The organism is Bradyrhizobium sp. UNPA324, assembly GCF_006658635.1.
Classification (GTDB): Bacteria; Pseudomonadota; Alphaproteobacteria; order Rhizobiales; family Xanthobacteraceae; genus Bradyrhizobium; species Bradyrhizobium nanningense.
Genome location: NZ_LFJD01000004.1, coordinates 3889716 through 3911207, shown reverse-complemented (window position 1 = coordinate 3911207; position 21492 = coordinate 3889716). Strand labels below are relative to the sequence as shown.

19 protein-coding genes are annotated in these 21492 nt (G+C 64.5%); 3 read left to right on the top strand and 16 right to left on the bottom strand.

Going from position 1 to position 21492, the window contains the following annotated elements:
• Nucleotides 1-2: 2 nt before the first annotated feature.
• Complete coding sequence (locus tag UNPA324_RS18920; RefSeq protein ID WP_141935366.1) at nucleotides 3-1559, bottom strand: formate dehydrogenase beta subunit; 1557 nt, start codon at nucleotides 1557-1559, stop codon at nucleotides 3-5.
• Nucleotides 1556-2044 (bottom strand): formate dehydrogenase subunit gamma, encoded by a 489-nt coding sequence (locus UNPA324_RS18915; protein WP_141935364.1) that lies wholly within the window; start codon nucleotides 2042-2044, stop codon nucleotides 1556-1558. The genes UNPA324_RS18920 and UNPA324_RS18915 overlap by 4 nt, the downstream gene beginning before the upstream one ends.
• Nucleotides 2045-2269: 225 nt before the next feature.
• On the opposite strand from UNPA324_RS18915, the gene UNPA324_RS18910 reads away from it, so the two are divergent.
• Nucleotides 2270-3163 carry a LysR family transcriptional regulator gene (locus tag UNPA324_RS18910; protein ID WP_128918991.1) on the top strand — a complete coding sequence of 298 codons (894 nt, stop codon included), beginning with the start codon at nucleotides 2270-2272 and terminating at the stop codon, nucleotides 3161-3163.
• 194 nt (nucleotides 3164-3357) lie between these two features.
• Here UNPA324_RS18910 and UNPA324_RS18905 read toward each other — a convergent pair whose 3' ends face one another.
• From UNPA324_RS18905 to UNPA324_RS35205, 12 genes are all read right to left on the bottom strand, one after another.
• Complete coding sequence (locus UNPA324_RS18905) at nucleotides 3358-5688, bottom strand: PAS domain-containing sensor histidine kinase (RefSeq protein WP_141935361.1); 2331 nt, start codon at nucleotides 5686-5688, stop codon at nucleotides 3358-3360.
• A 240-nt stretch (nucleotides 5689-5928) separates the two neighbouring features.
• The gene (locus UNPA324_RS18900; RefSeq protein ID WP_141935358.1) at nucleotides 5929-7302 is read right to left on the bottom strand and encodes a cation-efflux pump; all 1374 of its coding nucleotides are present in this window, start codon (nucleotides 7300-7302) and stop codon (nucleotides 5929-5931) included.
• A 212-nt stretch (nucleotides 7303-7514) separates the two neighbouring features.
• A complete protein-coding gene (locus tag UNPA324_RS18895; RefSeq protein WP_128918994.1) occupies nucleotides 7515-8483 on the bottom strand; it encodes a zinc-binding dehydrogenase in 969 nt (322 codons plus the stop codon).
• 25 nt (nucleotides 8484-8508) lie between these two features.
• On the bottom strand, nucleotides 8509-9504 hold the full coding sequence (locus UNPA324_RS18890; RefSeq protein ID WP_141935356.1) for an NAD(P)H-dependent flavin oxidoreductase: 996 nt from the start codon (nucleotides 9502-9504) through the stop codon (nucleotides 8509-8511).
• Between the two features lie 369 nt (nucleotides 9505-9873).
• Nucleotides 9874-10524, bottom strand: a complete 651-nt coding sequence (locus UNPA324_RS18885) for a hypothetical protein (protein ID WP_141935354.1) — start codon at nucleotides 10522-10524, stop codon at nucleotides 9874-9876.
• Nucleotides 10525-10582: 58 nt separating this feature from the next.
• Entirely contained in the window at nucleotides 10583-10780 is a 198-nt protein-coding gene (locus UNPA324_RS18880; protein ID WP_502705456.1) for a hypothetical protein, read from the bottom strand.
• A 742-nt stretch (nucleotides 10781-11522) separates the two neighbouring features.
• A complete protein-coding gene (locus tag UNPA324_RS18875) occupies nucleotides 11523-12296 on the bottom strand; it encodes a fumarylacetoacetate hydrolase family protein (RefSeq protein ID WP_164936201.1) in 774 nt (257 codons plus the stop codon).
• Nucleotides 12297-12307: 11 nt separating this feature from the next.
• Nucleotides 12308-13327 (bottom strand): 2-dehydropantoate 2-reductase, encoded by a 1020-nt coding sequence (locus UNPA324_RS18870; protein WP_128918998.1) that lies wholly within the window; start codon nucleotides 13325-13327, stop codon nucleotides 12308-12310.
• 106 nt (nucleotides 13328-13433) lie between these two features.
• Nucleotides 13434-13862 carry a CBS domain-containing protein gene (locus UNPA324_RS18865; RefSeq protein ID WP_128918999.1) on the bottom strand — a complete coding sequence of 143 codons (429 nt, stop codon included), beginning with the start codon at nucleotides 13860-13862 and terminating at the stop codon, nucleotides 13434-13436.
• Between the two features lie 173 nt (nucleotides 13863-14035).
• The gene (gene oxlT, locus UNPA324_RS18860) at nucleotides 14036-15364 is read right to left on the bottom strand and encodes an oxalate/formate MFS antiporter (RefSeq protein WP_128919000.1); all 1329 of its coding nucleotides are present in this window, start codon (nucleotides 15362-15364) and stop codon (nucleotides 14036-14038) included.
• A gap of 258 nt (nucleotides 15365-15622) precedes the next feature.
• Nucleotides 15623-16909 carry an oxalate/formate MFS antiporter gene (oxlT, locus tag UNPA324_RS18855; protein WP_128919001.1) on the bottom strand — a complete coding sequence of 429 codons (1287 nt, stop codon included), beginning with the start codon at nucleotides 16907-16909 and terminating at the stop codon, nucleotides 15623-15625.
• A 243-nt stretch (nucleotides 16910-17152) separates the two neighbouring features.
• Nucleotides 17153-17290 carry a hypothetical protein gene (locus UNPA324_RS35205; protein ID WP_164936198.1) on the bottom strand — a complete coding sequence of 46 codons (138 nt, stop codon included), beginning with the start codon at nucleotides 17288-17290 and terminating at the stop codon, nucleotides 17153-17155.
• A 334-nt stretch (nucleotides 17291-17624) separates the two neighbouring features.
• Here UNPA324_RS35205 and UNPA324_RS18850 point away from each other — a divergent pair, with 334 nt between their 5' ends.
• Nucleotides 17625-18950, top strand: coding sequence for an Hsp70 family protein (locus UNPA324_RS18850; protein WP_141935326.1), 1326 nt, complete (start codon nucleotides 17625-17627; stop codon nucleotides 18948-18950).
• Nucleotides 18951-18991: 41 nt separating this feature from the next.
• On the opposite strand, the gene UNPA324_RS18845 is transcribed toward UNPA324_RS18850, so the two are convergent.
• Entirely contained in the window at nucleotides 18992-19441 is a 450-nt protein-coding gene (locus UNPA324_RS18845; RefSeq protein WP_128919003.1) for a c-type cytochrome, read from the bottom strand.
• 194 nt (nucleotides 19442-19635) lie between these two features.
• On the bottom strand, nucleotides 19636-20079 hold the full coding sequence (locus UNPA324_RS18840; protein WP_128919004.1) for an SRPBCC family protein: 444 nt from the start codon (nucleotides 20077-20079) through the stop codon (nucleotides 19636-19638).
• 196 nt (nucleotides 20080-20275) lie between these two features.
• On the opposite strand from UNPA324_RS18840, the gene UNPA324_RS18835 reads away from it, so the two are divergent.
• Entirely contained in the window at nucleotides 20276-21244 is a 969-nt protein-coding gene (locus UNPA324_RS18835; RefSeq protein WP_141935325.1) for an alpha/beta hydrolase family protein, read from the top strand.
• Nucleotides 21245-21492 lie beyond the last annotated feature (248 nt).

The window sequence follows — 21492 nt, the reverse complement described above, 5'->3', positions numbered from 1 at the left end:
TCCTATTCCGCGGCCTGAAGCGTGGTCGGGGCGGGGACGAAATCCTCCCGGAAGTGCTTCAATGCACTGAGCACGGGGTAGGGTGTGAAGCCGCCGAGTGCGCAGAGCGAGCCGAATTTCATGGTGTTGCAGAGGTCCTCGACGAGGGCGAGGTTTTCGCTGACCCGCTCGCCGTTGATGATCTTCTCGATGGTCTCGACGCCGCGGGTCGAGCCGATTCGGCAGGGCGTGCACTTGCCACAGGATTCGATCGCGCAGAACTCCATGGCGAAGCGCGCCTGCCTGCGCATGTCGACGCTGTCGTCGAACACGACGATGCCGCCATGGCCGATCAGGCCGTCGCGCGCGGCAAAGGCCTCGTAGTCGAACGGCGTGTCGAACAGCGCGCGGGGGAAATAGGCGCCCAAGGGCCCGCCGACCTGCACGGCGCGAACCGGGCGGCCGGTGAGGGTGCCGCCGCCGATGTCGTCGACGAGCTCGCCGAGCGTCACGCCGAACGCCGTCTCGAACAGCCCGCCATGACGGATATTGCCGGCGAGCTGGATCGGCATCGTGCCGCGCGAACGGCCCATGCCGAAATCCGCATAGGTCTTGGCACCTTCGGCGAGGACAAAGGGGACGGCTGCGAACGACAGCACGTTGTTGATGACGGTTGGCTTGCCGAACAGGCCGTGATGCGCCGGCAGCGGCGGCTTGGCGCGCACGATACCGCGCCGGCCCTCGAGGCTTTCCAGCAGCGAGGTCTCTTCACCGCAGACATAGGCGCCGGCACCGACGCGGACTTCGAGGTCGAAGCTGTACGTGGAACCGCGGATCTTGTCGCCGAGATAGCCGGCACGCTGTGCGGCTCCGATGGCGGCATTCATTGCCTCGACCGCGTGCGGATATTCGCTGCGGATATAGATGTAGCCCTTGGTCGCGCCGACGGTGATGCCGGCGATGGTCATGCCCTCGATCACCAGGAATGGATCGCCTTCCATGATCATGCGGTCGGCGAAAGTGCCGCTGTCGCCTTCATCGGCGTTGCAGACGATGAACTTGCGGTCGGCCTTGGCCTGCGCGACGGTCTTCCACTTGATGCCGGTCGGGAATCCCGCGCCGCCGCGGCCGCGCAGGCCCGATGCCGTCACTTCGCTCAGGATCGCATCAGGTCCGAGCGAGAGCGCGCGCTCAAACCCCTTGTAGCCGCTATGGGCGCGGTAGTCGTTGAGCGAGCGCGGGTCGATCACGCCGCAGCGGGCGAAGGTGAGGCGGGTCTGGCGCTTCAGCCACGGAATCTCATCGGTCGCCCCCAACCGCAACAGATGCGGCGTATTGCTCGCGAGCGCGTCGAGCAGGGAAGGCACATCGGCTTCGGTGACCGGGCCGAAGGCGATGCGGCCCTGCGGCGTCGCCACCTCGACCAGCGGCTCCAGCCAGTACATCCCGCGCGAGCCGGTCCTGACGATCTCGATCGTCACGCCGCGCTTGGCCGCTGCCTGCTCCAGTGCCAGTGCAACTTCGTCGGCGCCGACGGCGACTGCGCCGGCGTCGCGTGAGACGAACAGACGCATGCTCATCGCTGGGCCTCCGCAACCAGCGCGTCGAGACGCTTCTGATCGAGCCGGCCGATCAGGCGGCCGTCGAGCATCGCGGACGGCGCGGTCGCGCACAGGCCGAGGCAGTAGATCGGCTCCAGCGTGACACGATCGTCAGCGGTCGTGCTGCCGAGCGATACGCCAAGCTTGGCTTCTGCGCGCGCAGCCAGCGCATCGCCGCCCGCGGCCTGGCAGGCCTCCGCACGGCAAAGCTTCAGCACGTGACGGCCGGCCGGCTTGTGGCGGAAGTCATGATAGAACGTGAACACGCCATGCACTTCGGCGCGCGACAGATTGAGCGCCTGCGCCACCATGGGAATGGCCGCCTCCGGCACGTAGCCGAACGCCTCCTGCAGCGCGTGCAGGATGACCAGCGTCGCTCCCTCCTGGCTGGCATGTTCGGCGATGATCTCGGCGCCGCGCGTCTCGTTCCAAGGCGCGTAACAAGGCTCAAAAACCGCTGTCATTGTTCGTTCTCAACCTGAGCGTTTCCTTTGCCGCAAACTAATTGGAATCATTCGCAGATCAATAAAGCTGTCCCGTGCTGCGATTGCGAATTCGGATCGATTTGCAACCGCAATCGATCGATAGGAAACGGCAATGAAAGTTGGATCGGCTGCCGGTTTTTGCGTGTTGGTGCAGGCGCGGCATGCTAGCTTGCATGCCACGATGGAATTCGAGGGGACGACCGGTTGATCGACAAGCTTGAACTATTGCTGGCGCTGGCGAAGGAGCGGCATTTCGGACGCGCGGCAGAGGTCTGCGGCGTGACGCAACCGACGATGTCGACCGGGCTCAAGCAGCTCGAGGAGATTCTCGGCGTGATGCTGGTCCAGCGCGGATCGCGCTTTCAGGGTTTTACGCCCGAAGGCGAGCGCGCGCTCGACTGGGCGCGGCGGATCGTGGGTGATGCCCGCGCGATGCGCGACGAGATCAACGGGCTGAAGCATCAGCTCTCCGGCGAGATCCGCATTGCGGCAATCCCGACCGTGCTCGGCATGGTCGCTGCGCTGACGACGCCGTTCCGCGCCCGGCATCCCGAGGTGCGTTTCAGCATCCGCTCGACGACCTCGTCGGAGGTGCTGGGCCTCTTGGAAAATCTCGAGGTCGATGCGGGGCTGACCTATATCGAGAACGAGCCGATCGGCAAGGTGCGGACCATTCCGCTCTACAACGAGAGCTATCGTCTCCTGACCGCGCCGGATGCGATGTTCGGTGACCGCGAGACGGTGACGTGGACCGAAGTCGGGCAGGTGCCGCTTTGCCTGCTGACGCCCGACATGCAGAACCGCCGCATCATCGACCGCGCGCTGCGCTCGGTCGGCGCGGAGGCGACGCCGACGCTGACCTCGAATTCCCTGCTGGTGCTGTTCACGCATGTGAAGACGGGGCGCTGGGCGAGCGTGATGCCGGCCAAGCTTGCCGAGACGCTCGGCCTCTCCGACACGGTGCGCTCGATCCCGATCGTCGATCCTGACGTCAATTACAGCATCGGCATGGTCATCCCGCAGCGCGATCCGATGACGCCGCTGATCGCGGCGCTGGTCAACGTCGCGCGCGAAGTGGCACCGACGTTGCAGCTTTAGGGGCTAACGCGAGTTCTAGAGCGGGGCTCGTTTACCTCTCCCGCTTGCGGGAGAGGTCGGCGCGAAGCGCCGGGTGAGGGCTTTCTCCTCTTGGGGATTGTCCCATTGCGGAAGCACCCTCTCCCCGACCCTCTCCCGCAAGCGGGAGAGGGAGTGCACCGCCGTAGTGGCAATCACCCTGATCTCATCGCGCCTCAAGCCGCCGCCGAAATCCCGGACGCCGCCTTGATCGCGTCGCGTGGCAGGGTCACGCGGACGACGGTGCCGACCTCGAGCTTGGAGCGCAGCCGCATCGAGCCGCCGTGGAGCTGTGCCAGCGAGCGGGCGATGGCGAGCCCGAGCCCTGAGCCGTGATAGGTCTTGGTGAGCTGGCTCTCGACCTGCTCGAACGGGCGGCCGAGCCGTGCCAGCGAATGCGGCGCAATGCCGATGCCGGTGTCGGCGATCATCAGCACGATCCGGTCGTCGAGCTGCCGGCTGCGCACCACGACGCGACCGCCGTCGGGCGTGAACTTCACCGCATTGGAGAGCAGGTTGACGATGATCTGCTTGGTGGCGCGGCGGTCGGCGACGACGGAGATGGGTTTTGCGATGTCGGCGTCGAGCGTGATGTGCTTGTCCTGGGCCCTGCCGGTGACGACCCGCAAGGATTCCGCCAGCGTCCGCGACAGGTCGAGCTGTTCCATGTCCAGCTTCATGCGGCCGGCCTCGATCTTCGACATGTCGAGGATGTCGTTGATCACCTCGAGCAGATAGTGGCCGCTGGTCAGGATGTCCTGGCAATATTCCTGGTACTTCTCGCTTCCGAGCTCGCCGAACATGCCCGAGCCCATGATCTCCGAGAAGCCGATGATGGCGTTGAGCGGCGTGCGCAGCTCGTGGCTCATATTGGCGAGGAATTTCGACTTGGTCTGGTTGGCTTCCTCGGCGCGGGTCTTTTCGCGCTGGTACTTCTCGGCGAGATCGGCGAGCTCGACCGCCTGGCGCTCCAGCGCGGCCTGCGAACGCTTCAGGTCGATGACGGTGGCGCGCAGGCGCAGATCGTTGTCGACCAGCTTCTGCTCGTGCTCCTTGATGCGGGTGATGTCGGTGCCGACCGAGACGTAGCCGCCGTCCTTGGTGCGGCGCTCGCTGATGTGCAACCAGCTGCCGTCGTCGAGCTGCGCCTCGAAGGTGCGCGCGCCCGGGCCTTGGGCAGCGGTTTCGTTGTGGCGGGTGCGCACCTCCGGCATGCGGCCGACCTCGAGCACGGTCTCGTAGGAGGTGCCGGGGATGACGGCGGTCTCCGGCAGCCTGTGCAGGCGCTGGAAGTGCGAGTTGCAGAGCACGAGGCGGTCGCTCGCATCCCACAGCACGAAGGCTTCCGGAATCGTCTCGATGGCGTCGCGCAGGCGGAGGTCGGCTTCCACCGTCCGCTCGGCGAGGCTCTTCTGCTCGGTGATATCGACGGCGATCCCGATCAGGTGCACGCTGGAATCGGTGGCTCCGCGCGTCTTCTCGCAGCGGACGCGAAGCCAGATCCAGTGGCCGTCGACATGCTGCATGCGGAAGGTCTGGTCGATGTGGTCGATCTTCTCCGAGATGAGCTGGTCGGCGATCGCGAACAGGTCGATGTCGTCCGACTTCACCAGCGCGTTGACCTCGCCGAAGGTGAGGAGCTCGTGGCGGCCGTCGAGGCCGAGCATGGAGAACATCGACTGCGACCAGAAGATTCGGCCGCGCGACAGGTCCCAGTCCCACAGCCCGCAGCGGCCGCGGTTGAGCGCGGTGTCGATGCGGCCGCGCACGGCGTCGTTGATGAGGTCGCCCTCGCGGGCGCGGGTGGACTGCCAGTGGAAGGCGAAGCCGAGGATCAGGACGACGAAGCCGGTCGTCGCCGACAGCGTCACCGAGAGTGCGGCGTCCGAGCCCCAGATCGGCTCGTTGCGCTCCTGGATCACGGTGACGAAGCCGGGCAGCGACTTGATCTGCCGCGAGGTCGCCATCGCGGCGTTGCCGCTCGGCAGCGTCATGTCGGAGATGTCGCCGTCGCGTGTCGGCGCCGCGAGCAATTGTGCCGTCGTGATGGCATCAAGCAGGCGGTCGTTGCCGGAAGGATCACTGTCGACCGGGATGCGGGCGAGGACGCGGCGCTCGATGCCGGCCGAGGTGACGATGACGTGGCGGCCCGAAGCCGTGCCCCAGGACGGGATCAGGTCCGGCAGCAGCGTCGGCAGGCTCTCGATGTTCCTGAGCCGCTCCTGCCGCAGCGAGGTGAGGCGGTCGATGCGTTCGGCCAGCAGATCGGCGAGCGCCGAGATGTCGTGGCGGATCACCAGCCGCTTCTGACGGGACTGATCGACCACCTGGACGAAAGCGCCGAGACAGATCGTGATCAGGAAGGCGATGATGAGCGTCGGCACGGCGCGACGAAGCGCCGGCTCCGCGATCAAGAGCCGATGATAGGCAGGTTTCGCGATCGATTGCGCCAATCCCTTGATCGAATCGGATTGGACGCACGCGTTCGCGGCGTCTGCACGCGACATGCCTTCGGCCCCCTGAAAACCAGCTTGCAACTGAAGTCCGGAAGCAGCCCCACATCGCTTCCGAATCACAGCGATTTGAATCCAGTTTTCGCGGGCTGTCGAGAGTCAACGAATCGTTAACGCGAAATTATTCTTATCCAGCGCGCAGTTTGTGCGTCGCGCGTCCGCAAACTGACGGATGTGAGGAGTCCGAAACGAGAACGTGTGACTCCTCGCGCGTTCTTCGTCTCGTTTGCCTCGTCACGCGCGCGGCGGTTCGGCGTGACTGATCACGCGCTTCACGCTCGGGAACGCGCGCCGCAGCGCACGCTCGATCGCGTCGACCTGCTCGTGCACCTTGGTCACGCTCATCGACGGTGTCGCGCGGCAGTGGAAGTTGACGATCTCGCCGGCATCGGTGTTGCGGACACGGACATTATGGATGTCGTGGATCGCGCCGTCGGCTGCATATACCGCCAGCGCGGTGGCGATCGTCCGCACCCGTTCCGCCGTGGCATCGATGCCGAACGGAAGTTCCGGTTCCAATGGCTCGATATGAACGTCAACCTCGACGTCTTCGCCGAACTCCTCCTGGATATTGCGCTCCAGCGTGTTGGCGATGTCGTGGGCGGCATCGAGCTGCATTCCGCCATCGACCTCGAGGTCGATGCTGACGATCAACTTGGCGCCGAGATCGTGCACCGTGACATGGTGGATGGCGAGGCCCGAATTGCGCGCGATCACCATGATGCGGTCGCGCACGGTCTCGTTGTCGCGCGCGACAGGCACCGCAGCGAAAGTGAGGTCGGCATCACCGAACGCCGCGGTGACGGCGGCCTGCGCGCTGCGCTTGATGTCCTCGACGCGGTCGATCGGATAGGTCCGCGGCACCTTTGCGATGGTGTCGATGAACGTGGTCGCCCCGACCATGCGCACGCGCAGCCGCTCGACGTCGATCACCCCGGGCACGCTGCGGATCGCGGCCGTGGCCTTCTCCTGCGCGCCCACGGGAGCGCGATCAACCAGCGTCTGCACGGTCGAGCCGGCCATGCGCAGGCCGAGGGCCGCAATCATCACGGCGACCGCGGCAGCCGCCGCGGCATCGCCCCACCAGAAGCCGAGGGCGGCGAGGATCAGGCCCACGATCACGGCCAGTGAGCCCATCACGTCGGAGGCGAAATGCAGCGCGTCGGCCGCCAGTGCCTGGCTCCTCGTCTCGCGCGCGGCGCGGTGCAGGGCGCGGGCGCGCCAGAGATTGACGATGATGTCGATCACCAGCACGACGAAGGGCACGGCCGAAATGGTCGGCGGCGGGGTTCCCTCGCTCAGCCGGCTATAGGCCTCGACCAGGATGCCGCCGGCGAGCACGTAGAGCAGGGCGGTGACGCCCAGCGCCGAGATGCTCTCCAGCTTGCCGTGGCCGTAATGGTGCTCCTCGTCCGCCGGCTTGTCCGACACCCGCACCACCGCCCAGGTGATGATGGTCGCGACCAGGTCGATCGAGGAGTGCAGGGCCTCGGAGATCAGTGCGAGCGAGCCGATCGCGATCCCGACAGCGAACTTGGCCGCCGCCATGCCGGCGCTGGCGAAGATCGAGATCGCCGCGACCGAGGTTTTGTCGTGTTGGGAGGTCATGGCGGGGATTTAGCAGCCCACGGGTGAACATCAAGCGATGATCCACAGCTGTAGTCGCGAGTGACTTGCAGGAGCGGGACCCCGTCATGCCCGGGCTTGTCCCGGGCATCCACGTTCTTCGTCCCAAGCCGCAAAGACGTGGATGGCCGGGACAAGCCCGGCCATCACGAGCGGAGAGAGGCGTGCCATGCGACTTACCCCGCCGCTGCCCCTCACACCGTCACCACGATCTTTCCCAGATGCCTGTTCGCTTCCATGTGCTCGAACGCCCTGTCGATGTCGTCGAACGAAAACACCTTGTCGATCGGCAGCTGGAGCTTTCGCGACTCGACCGCGCCCCAGATGTCCTTGCGGACCTCTTCGAAGATCTCGCGGACTTCCTCGATGGTGCGGGTGCGGAAGGTGACGCCGACATAGTCGATGCGGCGCGCCGCATGCAGGTCGAAGTTGAAATCGGCATGGGTGCCGCCGAGCCGGCCGACATTGACGATGCGGCCTTTCACCTTGGTCGCGGCGAGGTTCTGATTGGCGACCTTGCCCGAGACCTGGTCGATGATGAGGTCGACGCCTTCGCCGTTCGTCGCCGTCAGCACCTCGTCGACCCATTTTGGATCGGAGCTATCGACCGCGAGGTCGGCGCCGTAGTCCTTCAGCCGGCCGCGGCGAGTGGCGTCGGTCGACGAGCCGATCACGAGTTTTGCACCCTTCAGCCTGGCGATCTGCATCGCCATCAGGCCGACGCCGGAACTGGCGCCCTGGATCAGCACGCTCTGTCCTGCCTGCACGCCGCCGATTGTGACGACGGCGTTATGCATGGTCGCGAGCGCGACGGGCAGGGTGGCCGCCTCCTCGAAATTCATGTTCGAGGGCGCGTGGAACAGCCGGCCGTGATCGGCCAGGGTGTACTCGGCGAAGGCCGCCCCGCCCGAGCCCATGATGCGGTCGCCGATCTTGACGCCCTTCGCGTCCGGTCCGAGTTCGGCGACCTCGCCGGCCCATTCCATCCCGAGCACGGTGCCGACGCCGCCGGCCGCGCCATGGGCGTGGCCCCTCCGCATGCCGGTGTCGGCGCGGTTGAGGCCGCAGGCGCGGACCTTGACCAGGACCTGCGTGCCTTTGGGCTTTGGTTGAGCGACGTCGGAAATCCGAGCGCCGTCAGGACCGTAGACGTAAGCCTTCATGAATTGCTCTCACTTCTTTCAGTGACTATTCCGCCGCTTCGCGTTGCGGCTGAACGATCATGCCCTCCAGCCGGTTGCGGATGATCGCCTCCGCTTCGCGCACGATGCGGGAGATGAGCTCGGCGCAGCTCGGGATGTCCTGGATCAGGCCCTGGACCTGGCCGGCCGACCAGATGCCTTCGTCGGAATTGCCGGTCGCATAGACCATCTTGCCGCGGGCACCGGCGACGAGCTCGCGGATGTCCTCGAATTTTGCGCCTTCCTTCTCCATCGCGACCACCCTGGTCGAGATCTCGTTCTTTGCGACGCGCGAGGTGTTGCGCATGGTGCGGAAGATCAGCTCGGTCTCGCGCTCGTCGTTGGCGACGATCTTCTCCTTGATCAGCTGATGGATCGGGCTTTCCTTGGTGGCCATGAAACGCGTGCCCATGTTGATGCCGTCGGCGCCCAGTGCCAGTGCGGCGACGAGGCCACGGGCATCGGCAAAGCCGCCGGAGGCGATCATCGGGATCTTGATCTTGTTGGCGGCGGCCGGGATCAGGATCAGGCCGGGCGTGTCGTCCTCGCCGGGATGGCCGGCGCATTCGAAGCCGTCGATCGAGATGGCGTCGACGCCCATCCGTTCGGCCGAGAGCGCGTGGCGCACGCTGGTGCATTTGTGCACGACCTTGACGCCGTGCTTCCTGAACTCGTCGACATGCTCCTGCGGCTTGTTGCCGGCAGTCTCGACCACCTTGATGCCGCTCTCGATGATGGCGGCGCGGTATTCGGCATAAGGCGGCGGCTTGATCGCTGGCAGGATCGTCAGGTTGACGCCGAACGGCTTGTCGGTGAGGTCGCGGCAGCGCGCGATCTCCTTCCTGAGGTCCTCCGGTGTCGGCTGGGTCAGCGCCGTGATGAATCCGAGCGCGCCGGCATTGGCGACCGCGGCAACCAGCTCGGCGCGGCCGACCCATTGCATGCCGCCCTGGACGATCGGGTGCTCGACCCCGACCAGTTTCGTGAACCGTGTCTGCAGCATCTATTTCCCCCTGGGATGGCCCGCAGGCTCCGTTGTCGGTTGATGCCGCAAGGATGCCGCCCGGGGTGGGAAAAGTCTATCAGCGGGGCGTGCGGTGGGGGCGGGGCGGCATGCGGGGGATGAAGGGAGATTCCGCGAGGCGCATAATTTGGGGTGCAACGATCGCATGTGACGACGCCACTCGATCTCGTGTCCCGGACGCGCTGCAACGTTCTTCACGTTGCGGCGCTGAGCCGGGACCCAAGCATCCGCGGATGCTCTGAGAGATGGGCCCCGGCTCTGCAGCGCACCGTCAAAGAGACGCTGCGCTGCGTCCGGGGCACGGACAAGTCGTCTGTAGCAAGATAATGGCGAGCTGCCGGACTTCGGCTACTCCGCGGACAGCCGCACCATCTGGCGGCCGCCGTTCATTTCCTTGAGGCGGTTGACGAAGTTTTCCGGGCGTTGCCAGCGGTTGGGGACCTGCAGGCCCATGAACTCGGCGATGTCGCCGATGAAGCCGGTGCAGTTGGCGGTCTCGGCGTTCCAAACCGGCGAGTTCGCCTGCAATTTCTTGATATAGGCGAACACGCGCTTGGCGTCGGCCTCGTTCAGGTAGACGCGATAGCTCGCGGTCAGATATTCCGGATCGAGATCGCCGTAGCTCGCGCCGGTTTCCGACGGCACGAAGGTGATGTGACCGAGCACGTAAGCGAGCGTGTCGCCGGCGGGCGTCAGCCCTGCGACCTCGACCGCCTTCTCGCTGGTCTTGCCGTACCAGACGAAGGCATGGCCCCAGCTCGCCGCCGTGCGGGCGCGGAAGTCGACATAATAGGGACCTTTCTCCACGCGCGCGACGGAGCGCCGGGTCGATTGCGGCGCCGGCCGCGACGTGGAGTCGGTCGTGACAAGCGCATTGGCATCGGCCACGCGCTTGTTCGCTTCGTGCGCCGAAGCCGAGGGCATCAGGCACGCGATCATCGCCGCGAGGGCGAGCCCGGCAAGAATGCAGGATCCCGATCGATCAGGTTTGTTCGTCACGCTGTGCCCCTCGACTGTCGGCCGCTTACGCTGGTCTTGCGCGCATTGTGCTAACGCGTCAGTAGCGCGCCGCGACCGGACCGGGCGCCTTGCCGATCGGGGCCTTTCCAACCGGGCTCTTGCCAATCGGCATCTTGCCGATCGGCGCCGGCTCGGCCGGATAGACCGGCACCGGCTGGCGGCGCGGCAGATCCGCAGCGTTCGCGGCCGTCACCAGAGCAAGCGTGGCACCCAGAGCAAATACAATCTTCTTCACAGCGATACCCCTAGAAGGTTTGGTCCAAACACGGCAGTGCCGTGCCCCCAGACACGCCTCACAGAAGGGCGGCCGAATGCGTCCAAGTTGCGGCGCACAGGGGACATGTTGGGGGCATATGTCGGACGCGCGCAGATGTGATGCGTCTGGATGTTTCGGGCGGTGCGATGCCGTTGCAGCTTCTCACCCGATCCGGTTCAAACTATTCCTGATCGTCGCGAAGATGCCGCCGATGTCCTTGCGCAAGGGCGGCGCAAAGCGCCGCGCCCGGAATCCATCGGGCGACAGGGACCGCGGAGGAATGGATTCCGGGGTTTGCGCTACGGCGCCCCGGAATGACGCGGGGAGGCGATGGCGCTCGTTCTCGGCTACAGTTGGTAGCCTGCGTGAGCGTAGCGACATCCGGGACCACACGAAGAGCCATCCCGGATGCTCCGCTCATCCGGGCGACGTGGTCGTGCGCGCCTCATTTCTCGAGGAAGTTCGAGCGCATCTTGTCGGCGAACCAGACGACGAAGATCGCACCGAACGCGAGAGCAAAGTACAGAGCCGTCCACAAAAGTGCATTACCGGCATTCGTCATGGCGTCCTCCCTTGCATCAGAAACCGATCTTTTACCGGAGAGGATAATGGCGGCCGGGACGGCGTGATTTGCGCAGGATCAATTTTGCCGCGCTGCGGCGAAAGATGGCCGGCGAGTCGTCACTCGGGAAACGATGGAGGCGCGCCTGCGAAAGACGAACTACAGCCGAAACTCGTTGGTGAGCTCGCCGATGCCGTCGATCGCGACGGTGACAATGTTCACCGGCTCCTTCATCACGCCGACGCCGACCGACGTGCCGACGGCGATGAGATCGCCGGGGAGCAGGGTCATGTCGTGGGAGATCCTGCTGACCAGCTGCTGTGCCGAGAAGATCATGTCGGAGATCGGGTAGTTCTGCCGCTCCGCGCCGTTGAGGATGGTGCGGACGGTGAGCTTTGAAGGATCGAGGCCGGTGGCGATGACCGGGCCGAACGGGCCGTAATCGTCGATGCCCTTGGCGCGGGCCCATTGAGGGAAAGTGGGATCGCTGGTCAGGATGTCGTTGGCAGTGATGTCGTTGACGCAGGTGTAGCCGAAGATGAAGCTGTCGGCCTCATCAGGCGAGACGCGGGCGCAGGTCCTGCCGATGACGATGCCGAGCTCGCCCTCATAGGTGGTCTTGCCGTCGTAGTAAGAAGGGCGGCGGATCACGGCGCCCGGCGTCGTGATGCTGGTGGTGGCCTTGAGCAGATAGAGCGGCTCCGGCGGCTCGGGCTGGTTCAGCTTGGCGGCGAGTGCGTGAAAATTATTCCAGAGCGCAACGATCTTGCTGGGCGCGCAAGGCGCGAGCAGCTCGACCTCCGACAGCGCCAGCGTCTTGGCCGTGGCTGCATGGCGGCCGAACATCTCGCCCTCATGCACGCTGATGCCCGATGAGGTCAGCGTGCCGAAACCGGTCGCGCCGTTGTGGCGGAAGCGCAGCCACTTCTTCATCTCGCCAGCCATCACGCCACCGCCAGTGCGCGCGGATCTGCCGGCGTCGAGACGCCGTCATAGAGGCCGGCGATGCGGGCGCGCTGGGTCACCATCGCCAGCACCGAATCGAGGGCGGGCGTGGGGGTGCCGGTGAGGCGGCCCATCTCCTGCACGACGGTGACGAGCGGATCGATCTCCATCGGGCGGCCGCGCTCGAGATCCTGCAGCATCGAGGTCTTGTGAGCGCCGACCTTGCGGGCGCCCTCGATGCGGCGCTCGACGTCGACGCGGAATTTGACCCCGAACGTCTCGGCGATCGCTTGCGTCTCCACCATGATCGCGCGTGACAGCGCACGCGTGGACGGATCGGTGCAGATCACGTCGAGCGTTGCGTGCGTGAGCGCGCTGATCGGGTTGAAGCAGACATTGCCCCAGAGCTTCAGCCAGATCTCGTCGCGGATACGGTCGAGCACCGGCGCCTTCAGCCCGGCGGCGACGAACAGGTCGGCGAGGCGCTGCACATCGGAGGTGATCTCGCCGCAGGGCTCGCCGAGCGGAAAATTGTTGCCATAGACGTGGCGGATCACGCCGGGCGCCTCGATCTCGGTGGCGGGATAGACGATGCAGCCGATGGCGCGCTCGGCCCCCAGCTCGCGCCACTGCCGCCCGCCGGGGTCGATGCTCTCCAGCGTCGAGTTTTCGTATTGGCCGCCGTGCTTGTAGAAGTACCAGTAGGGGATGCCGTTGACGGCAGTGACGATGCGGGTGTGGGGCCCGAGCAGCGGCTGCATCTTCTCGATCACGCCGGTGATCGAATGCGCCTTCAGCGTGATGATGATGTAGTCCTGCACGCCGAGCTCAGTGGGATCGTCGGTGCAGCGCGGATGCACGGTGTGTTGCTCCTCGCCCGCGAGCAGCGTCAGGCCGCGCTCGCGCATCGCGGCAAGGTGGGCGCCGCGTGCAATGAGGCTGACATCGGCGCCTGCGCGCGCGAGCTGAACCCCGAGATATCCGCCGATCGCGCCGGCGCCGTAGATGCAGATCTTCATGAAATCCTCGCGAGGGAGCAGAAGCCGGATTTTGGGACGAAAGATCCGGTCCGGCTCGGAAGGATCCGAGCCGGGGCCGGCAGTCGCAGGGGAAGGGGCGTATCGTTTAGGCGGCGGCTTGCGGCGTGCCGTTGAGAGCCTCGTCAACGGCAGCTGCGATGTCGCGCATGCTGATGACGGAGACGAGGCTGTAATCGTCGATCACCGGCAGGTGGCGGATGTGGTGCCGGTTCATCAGGTGCCGGACGTGCTCGATCGTGTCGCTCGAGGTGCAGGACACGAGCTGCTGCACCGAGACGAGCTGCGAGACCTTGACGTTGACGGCGTTTGCGCCGTGCTCGGCAACGGCGCGCACCACGTCGCGCTCGGTGAACATGCCGACCGCAGTGTTTCCTTCCGAGCGGACCACGTCCTTGACCACCAGCGCGCTGATGTTGTTGGCGCGCATCAGCTTGGCGGCGATACCCACCGTTTCGTTCATTCGCACCGTGACAACGCGCGGCGTCTTCTTGCGCAGAATGTCTCCGACCAGCATTGCAACCTCCCTGGGTGAATGTTGGTGAAGTGTGGTATACATAATGCCAATCGTCAAGCACTGGATTTGGCGGATCCGAAAAATCTTGCGACAACGATACTGACGTTTGTCGTCGAGGCAAAAAGAAAGGGGCGCAGCGCTGCGCCCCTTTCTCGTCGTGCGAACTTGTGCAGTTACGCCGTCTCGGTCTTTGCGGTTGTCTTGGCGATCGCGGCCTCGGTGCTCTCGGCTTCATTGCCGAGGATGAAGGAGCGGCGCAGCGGCTTGATCACGAACAGCGCCATCAGCGCCGCCGTCGCGTTCAAGGCCACCGCGACCACGAACACGGCTTTCCAGCCATAGGCCGCCGAGATCACGCTTGCGAGCGGAACGAGCAGGGAAGCGGTGCCCTTCGCGGTGTAGAGCATGCCGTTGTTGGTGGTCGCGAACTTCGAGCCGAAGGTGTCGCCGCAGGTCGCGGGAAACAGCGAGTAGATCTCGCCGAACACGCCGAAGTAAACCGCGGTCGCCAGCACGAAGACCAGCGGGATGTGACCGTAGGCCGACAGCGTCAACAGCATCAGCGCGGCGGTGCCGAAAGCGATGAACATGGTGTGCTCTCGGCCGATCGTGTCGGAGACGAAGCCGAAGAACGGGCGGCCGAAACCATCGAAGATGCGATCGAGCGAGATCGCAAAGGTCAACGCCGCCATCTGGAAGCCGGCGAGCGTGACCGGCGTGTTCGCGATCTTGAAGTCGTGCGCGATCGGGGCGATCTGCGCCGCGGTCATTAGGCCGCCCGAGGCAACCATGACGAAGACGAGGTACATCACCCAGAAAATAGGGGTGCGCAGCACTTGCGGCGGGGTGAAATCGATCTTGGTCTGCGGCAGATTGAGCTGCTTCTTCTTCGGCGGGATCGAGAGCCGCGGCGGCTGGATGAAGAAGGCGAGCACGAACACGATCAGGCCCTGGCCGATGCCGAAAGTGAAGAAGGCGTGCTGATAGCCGCTTGCGGCGATCATCTGTGCGATCGGCACGATGGTGAGCGCGGCACCGGCGCCGAAGCCGGCAGCGGTGGCACCGGCGGCGAGGCCGCGGCGGTCCGGAAACCATTTCAGCGCGTTGCCGACGCAGGTGCCGTACACCGCGCCCGCGCCTATGCCGCCGATGATAGCGGCCGCGTAGAGCAGGGTCAGCGAGTCGGCATAAGAGTTGAGGATCCAGGAGAGCGCGATCATCACGCCGCCGAACATGATGACGATGCGTGGGCCGTATTTGTCGACGAACCAGGCCTCGACCGGCACCAGCCAGGTCTCGGTGACGACGAAGATGGTGAAAGCAAGCTGGATCGCGGCGCGTCCCCAATGATGGGCCGCATCGATCGGATCGACGAACAGGGTCCAGCCGTATTGCAGATTGGCGATCATCGCCATGCAGACGATGCCCATGCCGAGCTGGAGCCAACGGAAACCGGTGCGAAGAGGCGCGGCCGTGACGGCGCCATCCGTGCTGGAAATCATCAAGAACCTCCCAACGCGCCTGATTGATTGCGACTAGGGATTGCAAGATGACCCAGTGTCGCAAATGTTGTGGCTTATCGTCGCAAGCGCGGCGCGGAGCTTGGTATACCATATCCCAGAATGCAAGCCCTAACTTGGCTCTCCGTCCAAGAAAATGTGCCGGCTCCGCCAGGGCATTGACGCAGGGGCTCGCCAAACGAAAACGCCCGGCCGTGAGGCCGGGCGTCTGCTCGAGGAAGAGCGGCGTAAGGCGCCTCGTCAGAGGGTCGATTTTGCGACCACGACCTTGCGCCAGGGCTTGAGCACCGCGATCGCCAGCAGCGAGGCCAGGATATTGGCGCCGGCCGCGATGATGAACACGTTGTCCCAGTGCCCCGTAGTCTGCTGCACGTAATTGCCGAGTGGCACCAGGAGCGCGGCGGTGCCCTTGGCGGTGTAGAGCAAGCCGGCATTTGTGGTCGCGAACTTGGCGCCGAACGTGTCGGTGCAGGTCGAGGGGAACAACGAGTAGATCTCACCCCAGGCAAAGAACACGAAGCCGGACAGGATCACGAACCAGATCGGATCGTGGCCCCAGAGGTAGAGCAGCCAGATGCCGACCCCTTCCATGCCGAAGGCGATGAACATCGTGTTCTCGCGCCCGATCATGTCGGAGATCCAGCCGAAGAACGGGCGCGTCAGGCCGTTGAGCACGCGGTCGATCGTGGCCGCGAAGGTCACGGCCGTCATGGTCATGCCGATCAGCGTCACCGGAACGGCATCGACCTTCCAATCGACGCCGATCGGCTTCAGATTCGCCGTCACCATCAGGCCGCCTGCGCCGACGATCACGAACATGAAGTACATCAGCCAGAAGATCGGCTGACGCAGCACCTCGGTCGGCTGATAGTTGCGCCGGGTCTGCAACAGGCTGGCATTCGCCACCACGGTCGGCACCTGGCCCGCCTTCGGCGCGATCAGGAAGAAGGCGAGGATGCAGATGAGGATGCCCTGGCCCAGGCCGAAATAAAGGAAGGTGGTTTGGAAGCCACTGTCCTTGATCATGGCCTGGATCGGCGCGACCGTCAGCGCGGATCCTGCGCCGAAGCCTGCGGCCGTGATGCCCGCGGCAAGACCGCGCTTGTCCGGAAACCACTTCAGTGCGTTGCCGACGCAGGTGCCGTAGACGGCACCGGCGCCGATGCCCGCGATGATCATGCCGAGATAATAGCCGTTGAGCGTGGTCGCCTGAGCGTTGATCGCCCAGCCGATGGCGCAGAGCACGCCTCCGATCAGCACGACCAGCCGCGGACCGTATTTGTCGACGAACCATCCTTCGATCGGCACGAGCCAGGTCTCGAACAGGACGAACAGAGTGAAGGCCCATTGGATCGACGCGCGATCCCAGCCGAACTTCTTCTGAATGTCGGGGACAAAGAACGTCCAGCCGTATTGATAGTTGGCGATCATCACCATCGCGCCTACACCGATCGCCAGTTGCGCCCAGCGATACGTGTCGCTAACGCGCGCGGTGGTAGGGGCCGTTGCCTGCACCATGTCCGTCATAAAGCCTCCCGTGGCGCTTCTAATTTTTCTGCGAGCGCTAGAGCGGCATTCTTGTATGCATTATGCCAAGCTTCAAGCACTGGTCCGGTCACCGTGCGCAAATGTCGCAGCGTTGACGGCTGCGGTTGTGACTCGGGACAGCACAAGTAGAAATGGCCCCGTCTCGCGGGGCCATTCATCAAAAGTCGTATGCGAGCTGCCGTGGAACCGTCCCGAGCTGCGCGGCGGCTCGGGAAAGGTGGCTCACAGGCCGAAACGGGGCAGGTCGCCGTTGTGGTTCGAGATCTCGGCGCTCGCCATCAGGAAACGGTCGACCGCGGCCAGAAAGCGGCTGAACAGCGAGGTGGACGGAGCGAAGGCGACGGAAGCGGTCTTGGCCATTGGAAATCCCTTTCTCGAGACGATCAGTCTTGGCGTCTCGTTCGAAGGAGAATTTAGGTATACCAGATGCCAGCGTCTATGCATTTGTTTGCATAGCAGCATGCAACGTCCCGCATTGCAGCATAATGCGGGGCTAATGCGGCCGGTTTCGGGCTTAGATTGACCCCGCAAAAGGGGCTCAAGCCTCTTGAAGGCGCTCTTCTGACGCGAAAGGCCCCGGAATCAAGGGACTATCGGGTGCACACTGAAGAGGACGGCCAGGGCCAAGGCCTTGGCAGGACAAGTCAAAGCCGCTAGTGGTCTGCCCCCTTCCAATCATCTGTCAGAGTGGTTCATGTCGAGCGCCTCGCCCGCCGTCTCGATCGGCATCGATTTTGGGACCAGCAATACGGTCGTCGCGCTTGCGGCGGACGATCGCCGGGTCGAGGCCATCCGCTTCGATCACGGCGGACAGCGCCACAGCGTCTACGTGTCGGCGCTGTGCTTCTGGGAGGACCGGCCGGGCGCCGGCGCCCAGGCCGAGGGTGGCCCATGGGCGATCGAGACATTCCTCGAAGGCCGCCACGTCTACCGCTTCCTCCAGTCGTTCAAGACCTTTGCGGCGAGCAGCAGCTTCAACACCACGCAAGTATTCCGGCAGCGCTTCAAGTTCGAGGACATCCTTGCGGCGTTCCTGCGGACATTGGCGCGCCATGGCGGCGAGAAGTTCGGCTTCGCGACGTCGACCATCACGGTCGGCCGCCCGGTGCGTTTTGCCGGGGGCAATCCCGACGAGGCGCTGGCGATGCAGCGCTACCGTGCCGCGTTCGAGCGCCTGGGCGCCGGCCATGCCCGCTATGTCTACGAGCCCGTGGGCGCGGCGTTCTCCTTTGCCCGAAGGCTTGAGCGCGACGCCACCGTGCTGGTCGCGGATTTCGGCGGCGGCACCAGCGATTTCTCGGTGATGCGCTTCTCGCGCGCGGGCGGCCACTTGCGCGCCGAGCCGCTCGGCCATGCCGGCATCGGGATTGCCGGCGACACGTTCGATTACCGCATCGTCGATCATGTCGTCTCGCCGCGCCTGGGCAAAGGCTCCAGCTTCCGCTCCTTCGACAAGGTGCTGCCGATCCCCAGCGGCCATTACACCAATCTCGCGCGCTGGCATCAGCTGGCGATGATGAAGAGCAACGGCGATCTGCGCGAGCTCCGGGAGCTTGCGCGCACCGCGCTGAAGCCGGGTCTGCTCGAGGACTTCATCACCATCGTCGATCTCGACCTCGGCTTTGCACTGTACCGCGCAGTGTCGGACGCCAAGGTCGCGCTGTCGGCGCAGGACGAGGTCGACTTCCGCTTCAAGGGCGGCGGGGTCGAGATCGGATCGTCCATCACGCGGAAGAATTTCGAATCCTGGATTGCCGACGACATCGCCCGGTTAGGTGCCACCGTCGACAAGGTGCTGGCCGAAGCCGGCATCACCGCGCGCGAGGTGGAGAAGGTGTTCCTGACCGGCGGCACCTCCTTCGTGCCGGCGGTGCGAAAACTGTTCGCCCAGCGCTTCGGCAACGAACGGCTGATGTCGGGCGACCAGTTCGAGTCGATCGCCTATGGGCTTGCGCTGATCGGGCACAGCCCGGATCCGGATCGATGGACGGCAAGCGGCGGGCTCGCCGCCAAGGCGTAGCAGGCGGCGAGCAGCGTGCCCGCCGCGACGCTGTTCGGTCGCTATTTCTGCTGAATTCGGTTCAGGTAATCGATCACGGCGAGAATGCGCGTCCGCACGACGACCTCCGGGTTTTGCTGCGGCCCGGCCTTTTGCCAATAATAGGGATCGACGGCGTGAGGCAGGTTGACGATGGGATTGAACCGTTCGCCCCAGATCGGCATCTCACGAGTGCCGTGAGCTGTGACTGATTTCGACCCATATATGGTTTCGTAGACGGCGTTGGTGGGAAACACCCCGTTGTTGTTCCTGGTCAACATGGTCAGGTCGGAAGGCGGTGTCTTGAGCTGGCCGCTGACCGGTCCCTTGCCCTTTGCATCGGCGCCATGACAACTCGCGCACGAAGACTGAAATTCCGCCTTGCCGATGTCGACTTCTTCGGCCTTGGCGGCGGTCGCGAAGCCAGCGGCTAGACCGGCAATGATCAACCATTCGAGAGCAGATCTCATCATCTCGGCTCCGACCGCAGGGAAGACTTCTGCTCCTAGCCGCTTTGTCCTTCTGACAGTTTGACGCACATCAAGATCGCACACCAGTGCGTAGGGTGGGCAAAGGCGCGGAGCGCCGTGCCCACCGTCTTCCCGATGTTCAGAGAGCATCGCTGGGCACGCTGGGCCTTACCCACCCGACTAGACTGATGTCGTCGCTACTGATTGATCTCCGGCTCGACCAGCTTGGCCAGATTGCGCAGCGATTCCTGCCAGCCGAGATAGCAGGCCTCCGGCGGGATGACGTCGGGAATGCCGGCCTGCGTGATCTCGATCTCGGTGCCGACCGAGACCTTCTTCAGGCTCACGGTCACCTGAATTTCGCCGGGCAGGTTGGGATCGTCGAACCTGTCAGTGTAGCGCAGGCGTTCGCCGGGCACGAGCTCGAGAAATTCGCCGCCGAACGAATGGCCGTTGCCCGTCGTGAAATTCCGGAACGACATCTTGAACGTGCCGCCGACCTTTGGCTCGAAATGATGCACGGTGCAGGTGAAGCCGTTCGGCGGAAGCCATTTCGCCATCGCGTCCGCCTCCAGGAAGGCGCGATAGACCTTCTGCGGGCTGGTGGCGAGAACACGGTGCAGGCGGATTGTGCTGGGCATGGTTGTTATCCTCAGTGTTTGATGAGCCCGAGATTGGCGTCTATGGCCCATTCATGTCACGAGGACGACCGGGAAGCTGCGGATCCGACAGGGCATCACGAATATTTTGCTTCATAGGCGCGGGGCGCGCAGCCTCGAGGCCACAATTCCGCTCTCGTTCTCGTTCAACTCCTGCGCGAAATCAGGGGGGCTTCCGTTGCGTCAGACGCTTTGGGCTTTTGCCGTCGTTCTCTGCGGTCTTGGGTCGCATGCGCAAGCCGCGGGCATTCAGCTGCTCGAGTCCGATCCGGCGCTGTCGGGCGCGATCTGGTATCCATGCGCGGCTGAGCCGACGCATGTTGCGCTGGGCAAGCTTTCGGTCGGTGCTGATTTCGACCTGAAGGGCGCGAGGAATTGTCCCGTCACAGGCGCGAAACTCCCGCTCATCATCTTTTCGCACGGTCGGGGCGGCTGGTTCGGCCAGCATCACGACACCGCGGAGGCGCTGGCTGATGCGGGCTTCGTGGTCGCGGCCATCAACCATCCCGGTGACACCGCAAACGATTCCTCGCGGCGCAATACCCTGTCCCTCTGGGGCTCGCGTCCGACGGATATCGTTCGTTTGCTCGATTTCATGCTGAACAATTGGAAGGATCGGGCGGCGGTCGATCCCGCCCAGGTCGGGTTCTTTGGTTTCTCGAGTGGCGGTGCGGCCGGCCTCGTGCTGATGGGGACCAAGCCGGATTTCGAGAGGGTCGCTAGCCTCTGCAAGGAGACGAGCGGCGCTTGCGCGCAGCTTCACAATGGAGAGACGCCGCCCGAGCCGATACAGGATGCGCGTATTCGCACCGCTGTCATCGTTGACCCCGCGCCGGGCGTCCTGACGCGGGAGAACCTCGCCGTCGTCAAGGTGCCGTTCCAGTTCTGGCGCTCGCAGTTCGGCGGGCCCGGCGTCGGCGACGGTTCGGGCACCGCGCGCGTTGCCGAAGAGCTGCCGGGCAAGCCGGAGATTCACGTCGTGCAGGCCGGCCACTTTGCATTCCTTGCCCCGTGCTCGGCCGAATTAGCCGCGGCTGTCCCGCGCATCTGCACCGACACGCCGGTCGGATTCGATAGGCTGGGCTTTCACCGCGAATTCAATGCGGCGGTGGTGAAGTATTTTCGCGAGCAGCTCGGAGAGCGCTGACCATCGAGATCGAGTGATTACTAAAAACCTCAGGATCGAGCTGCGTCCTTTCCTGGGATGATGGCATCGGACCCCTGTTTTGCCCGACCCCTCGGACTATTGTCGGTGCATCAGAAATTGCATTTGAGGCCAAGGACTTGGCTACTGTGCATGGGGTTGTTTTTCAGTTCTTGAGTTTAGGCCCTGCACCCTTGGCATTCTCATGAAAAAGGGCCGCCCCAAAGGGCGGCCCTTTCGCTTCGCGCGAT

Coding starts and splice junctions, on each gene's coding strand:
- UNPA324_RS18920 (WP_141935366.1), bottom strand. CDS start 1,559: ATGAGCATGCGTCTGTTCGTCTCACGCGACGCCGGCGCAGTCGCCGTC.
- UNPA324_RS18915 (WP_141935364.1), bottom strand. CDS start 2,044: ATGACAGCGGTTTTTGAGCCTTGTTACGCGCCTTGGAACGAGACGCGC.
- UNPA324_RS18905 (WP_141935361.1), bottom strand. CDS start 5,688: ATGTCGCGTGCAGACGCCGCGAACGCGTGCGTCCAATCCGATTCGATC.
- UNPA324_RS18900 (WP_141935358.1), bottom strand. CDS start 7,302: ATGACCTCCCAACACGACAAAACCTCGGTCGCGGCGATCTCGATCTTC.
- UNPA324_RS18895 (WP_128918994.1), bottom strand. CDS start 8,483: ATGAAGGCTTACGTCTACGGTCCTGACGGCGCTCGGATTTCCGACGTC.
- UNPA324_RS18890 (WP_141935356.1), bottom strand. CDS start 9,504: ATGCTGCAGACACGGTTCACGAAACTGGTCGGGGTCGAGCACCCGATC.
- UNPA324_RS18875 (WP_164936201.1), bottom strand. CDS start 12,296: ATGAAGAAGTGGCTGCGCTTCCGCCACAACGGCGCGACCGGTTTCGGC.
- UNPA324_RS18870 (WP_128918998.1), bottom strand. CDS start 13,327: ATGAAGATCTGCATCTACGGCGCCGGCGCGATCGGCGGATATCTCGGG.
- UNPA324_RS18865 (WP_128918999.1), bottom strand. CDS start 13,862: ATGCTGGTCGGAGACATTCTGCGCAAGAAGACGCCGCGCGTTGTCACG.
- oxlT (WP_128919000.1), bottom strand. CDS start 15,364: ATGATTTCCAGCACGGATGGCGCCGTCACGGCCGCGCCTCTTCGCACC.
- oxlT (WP_128919001.1), bottom strand. CDS start 16,909: ATGACGGACATGGTGCAGGCAACGGCCCCTACCACCGCGCGCGTTAGC.
- UNPA324_RS35205 (WP_164936198.1), bottom strand. CDS start 17,290: ATGGCCAAGACCGCTTCCGTCGCCTTCGCTCCGTCCACCTCGCTGTTC.
- UNPA324_RS18850 (WP_141935326.1), top strand. CDS start 17,625: ATGTCGAGCGCCTCGCCCGCCGTCTCGATCGGCATCGATTTTGGGACC.
- UNPA324_RS18845 (WP_128919003.1), bottom strand. CDS start 19,441: ATGATGAGATCTGCTCTCGAATGGTTGATCATTGCCGGTCTAGCCGCT.
- UNPA324_RS18840 (WP_128919004.1), bottom strand. CDS start 20,079: ATGCCCAGCACAATCCGCCTGCACCGTGTTCTCGCCACCAGCCCGCAG.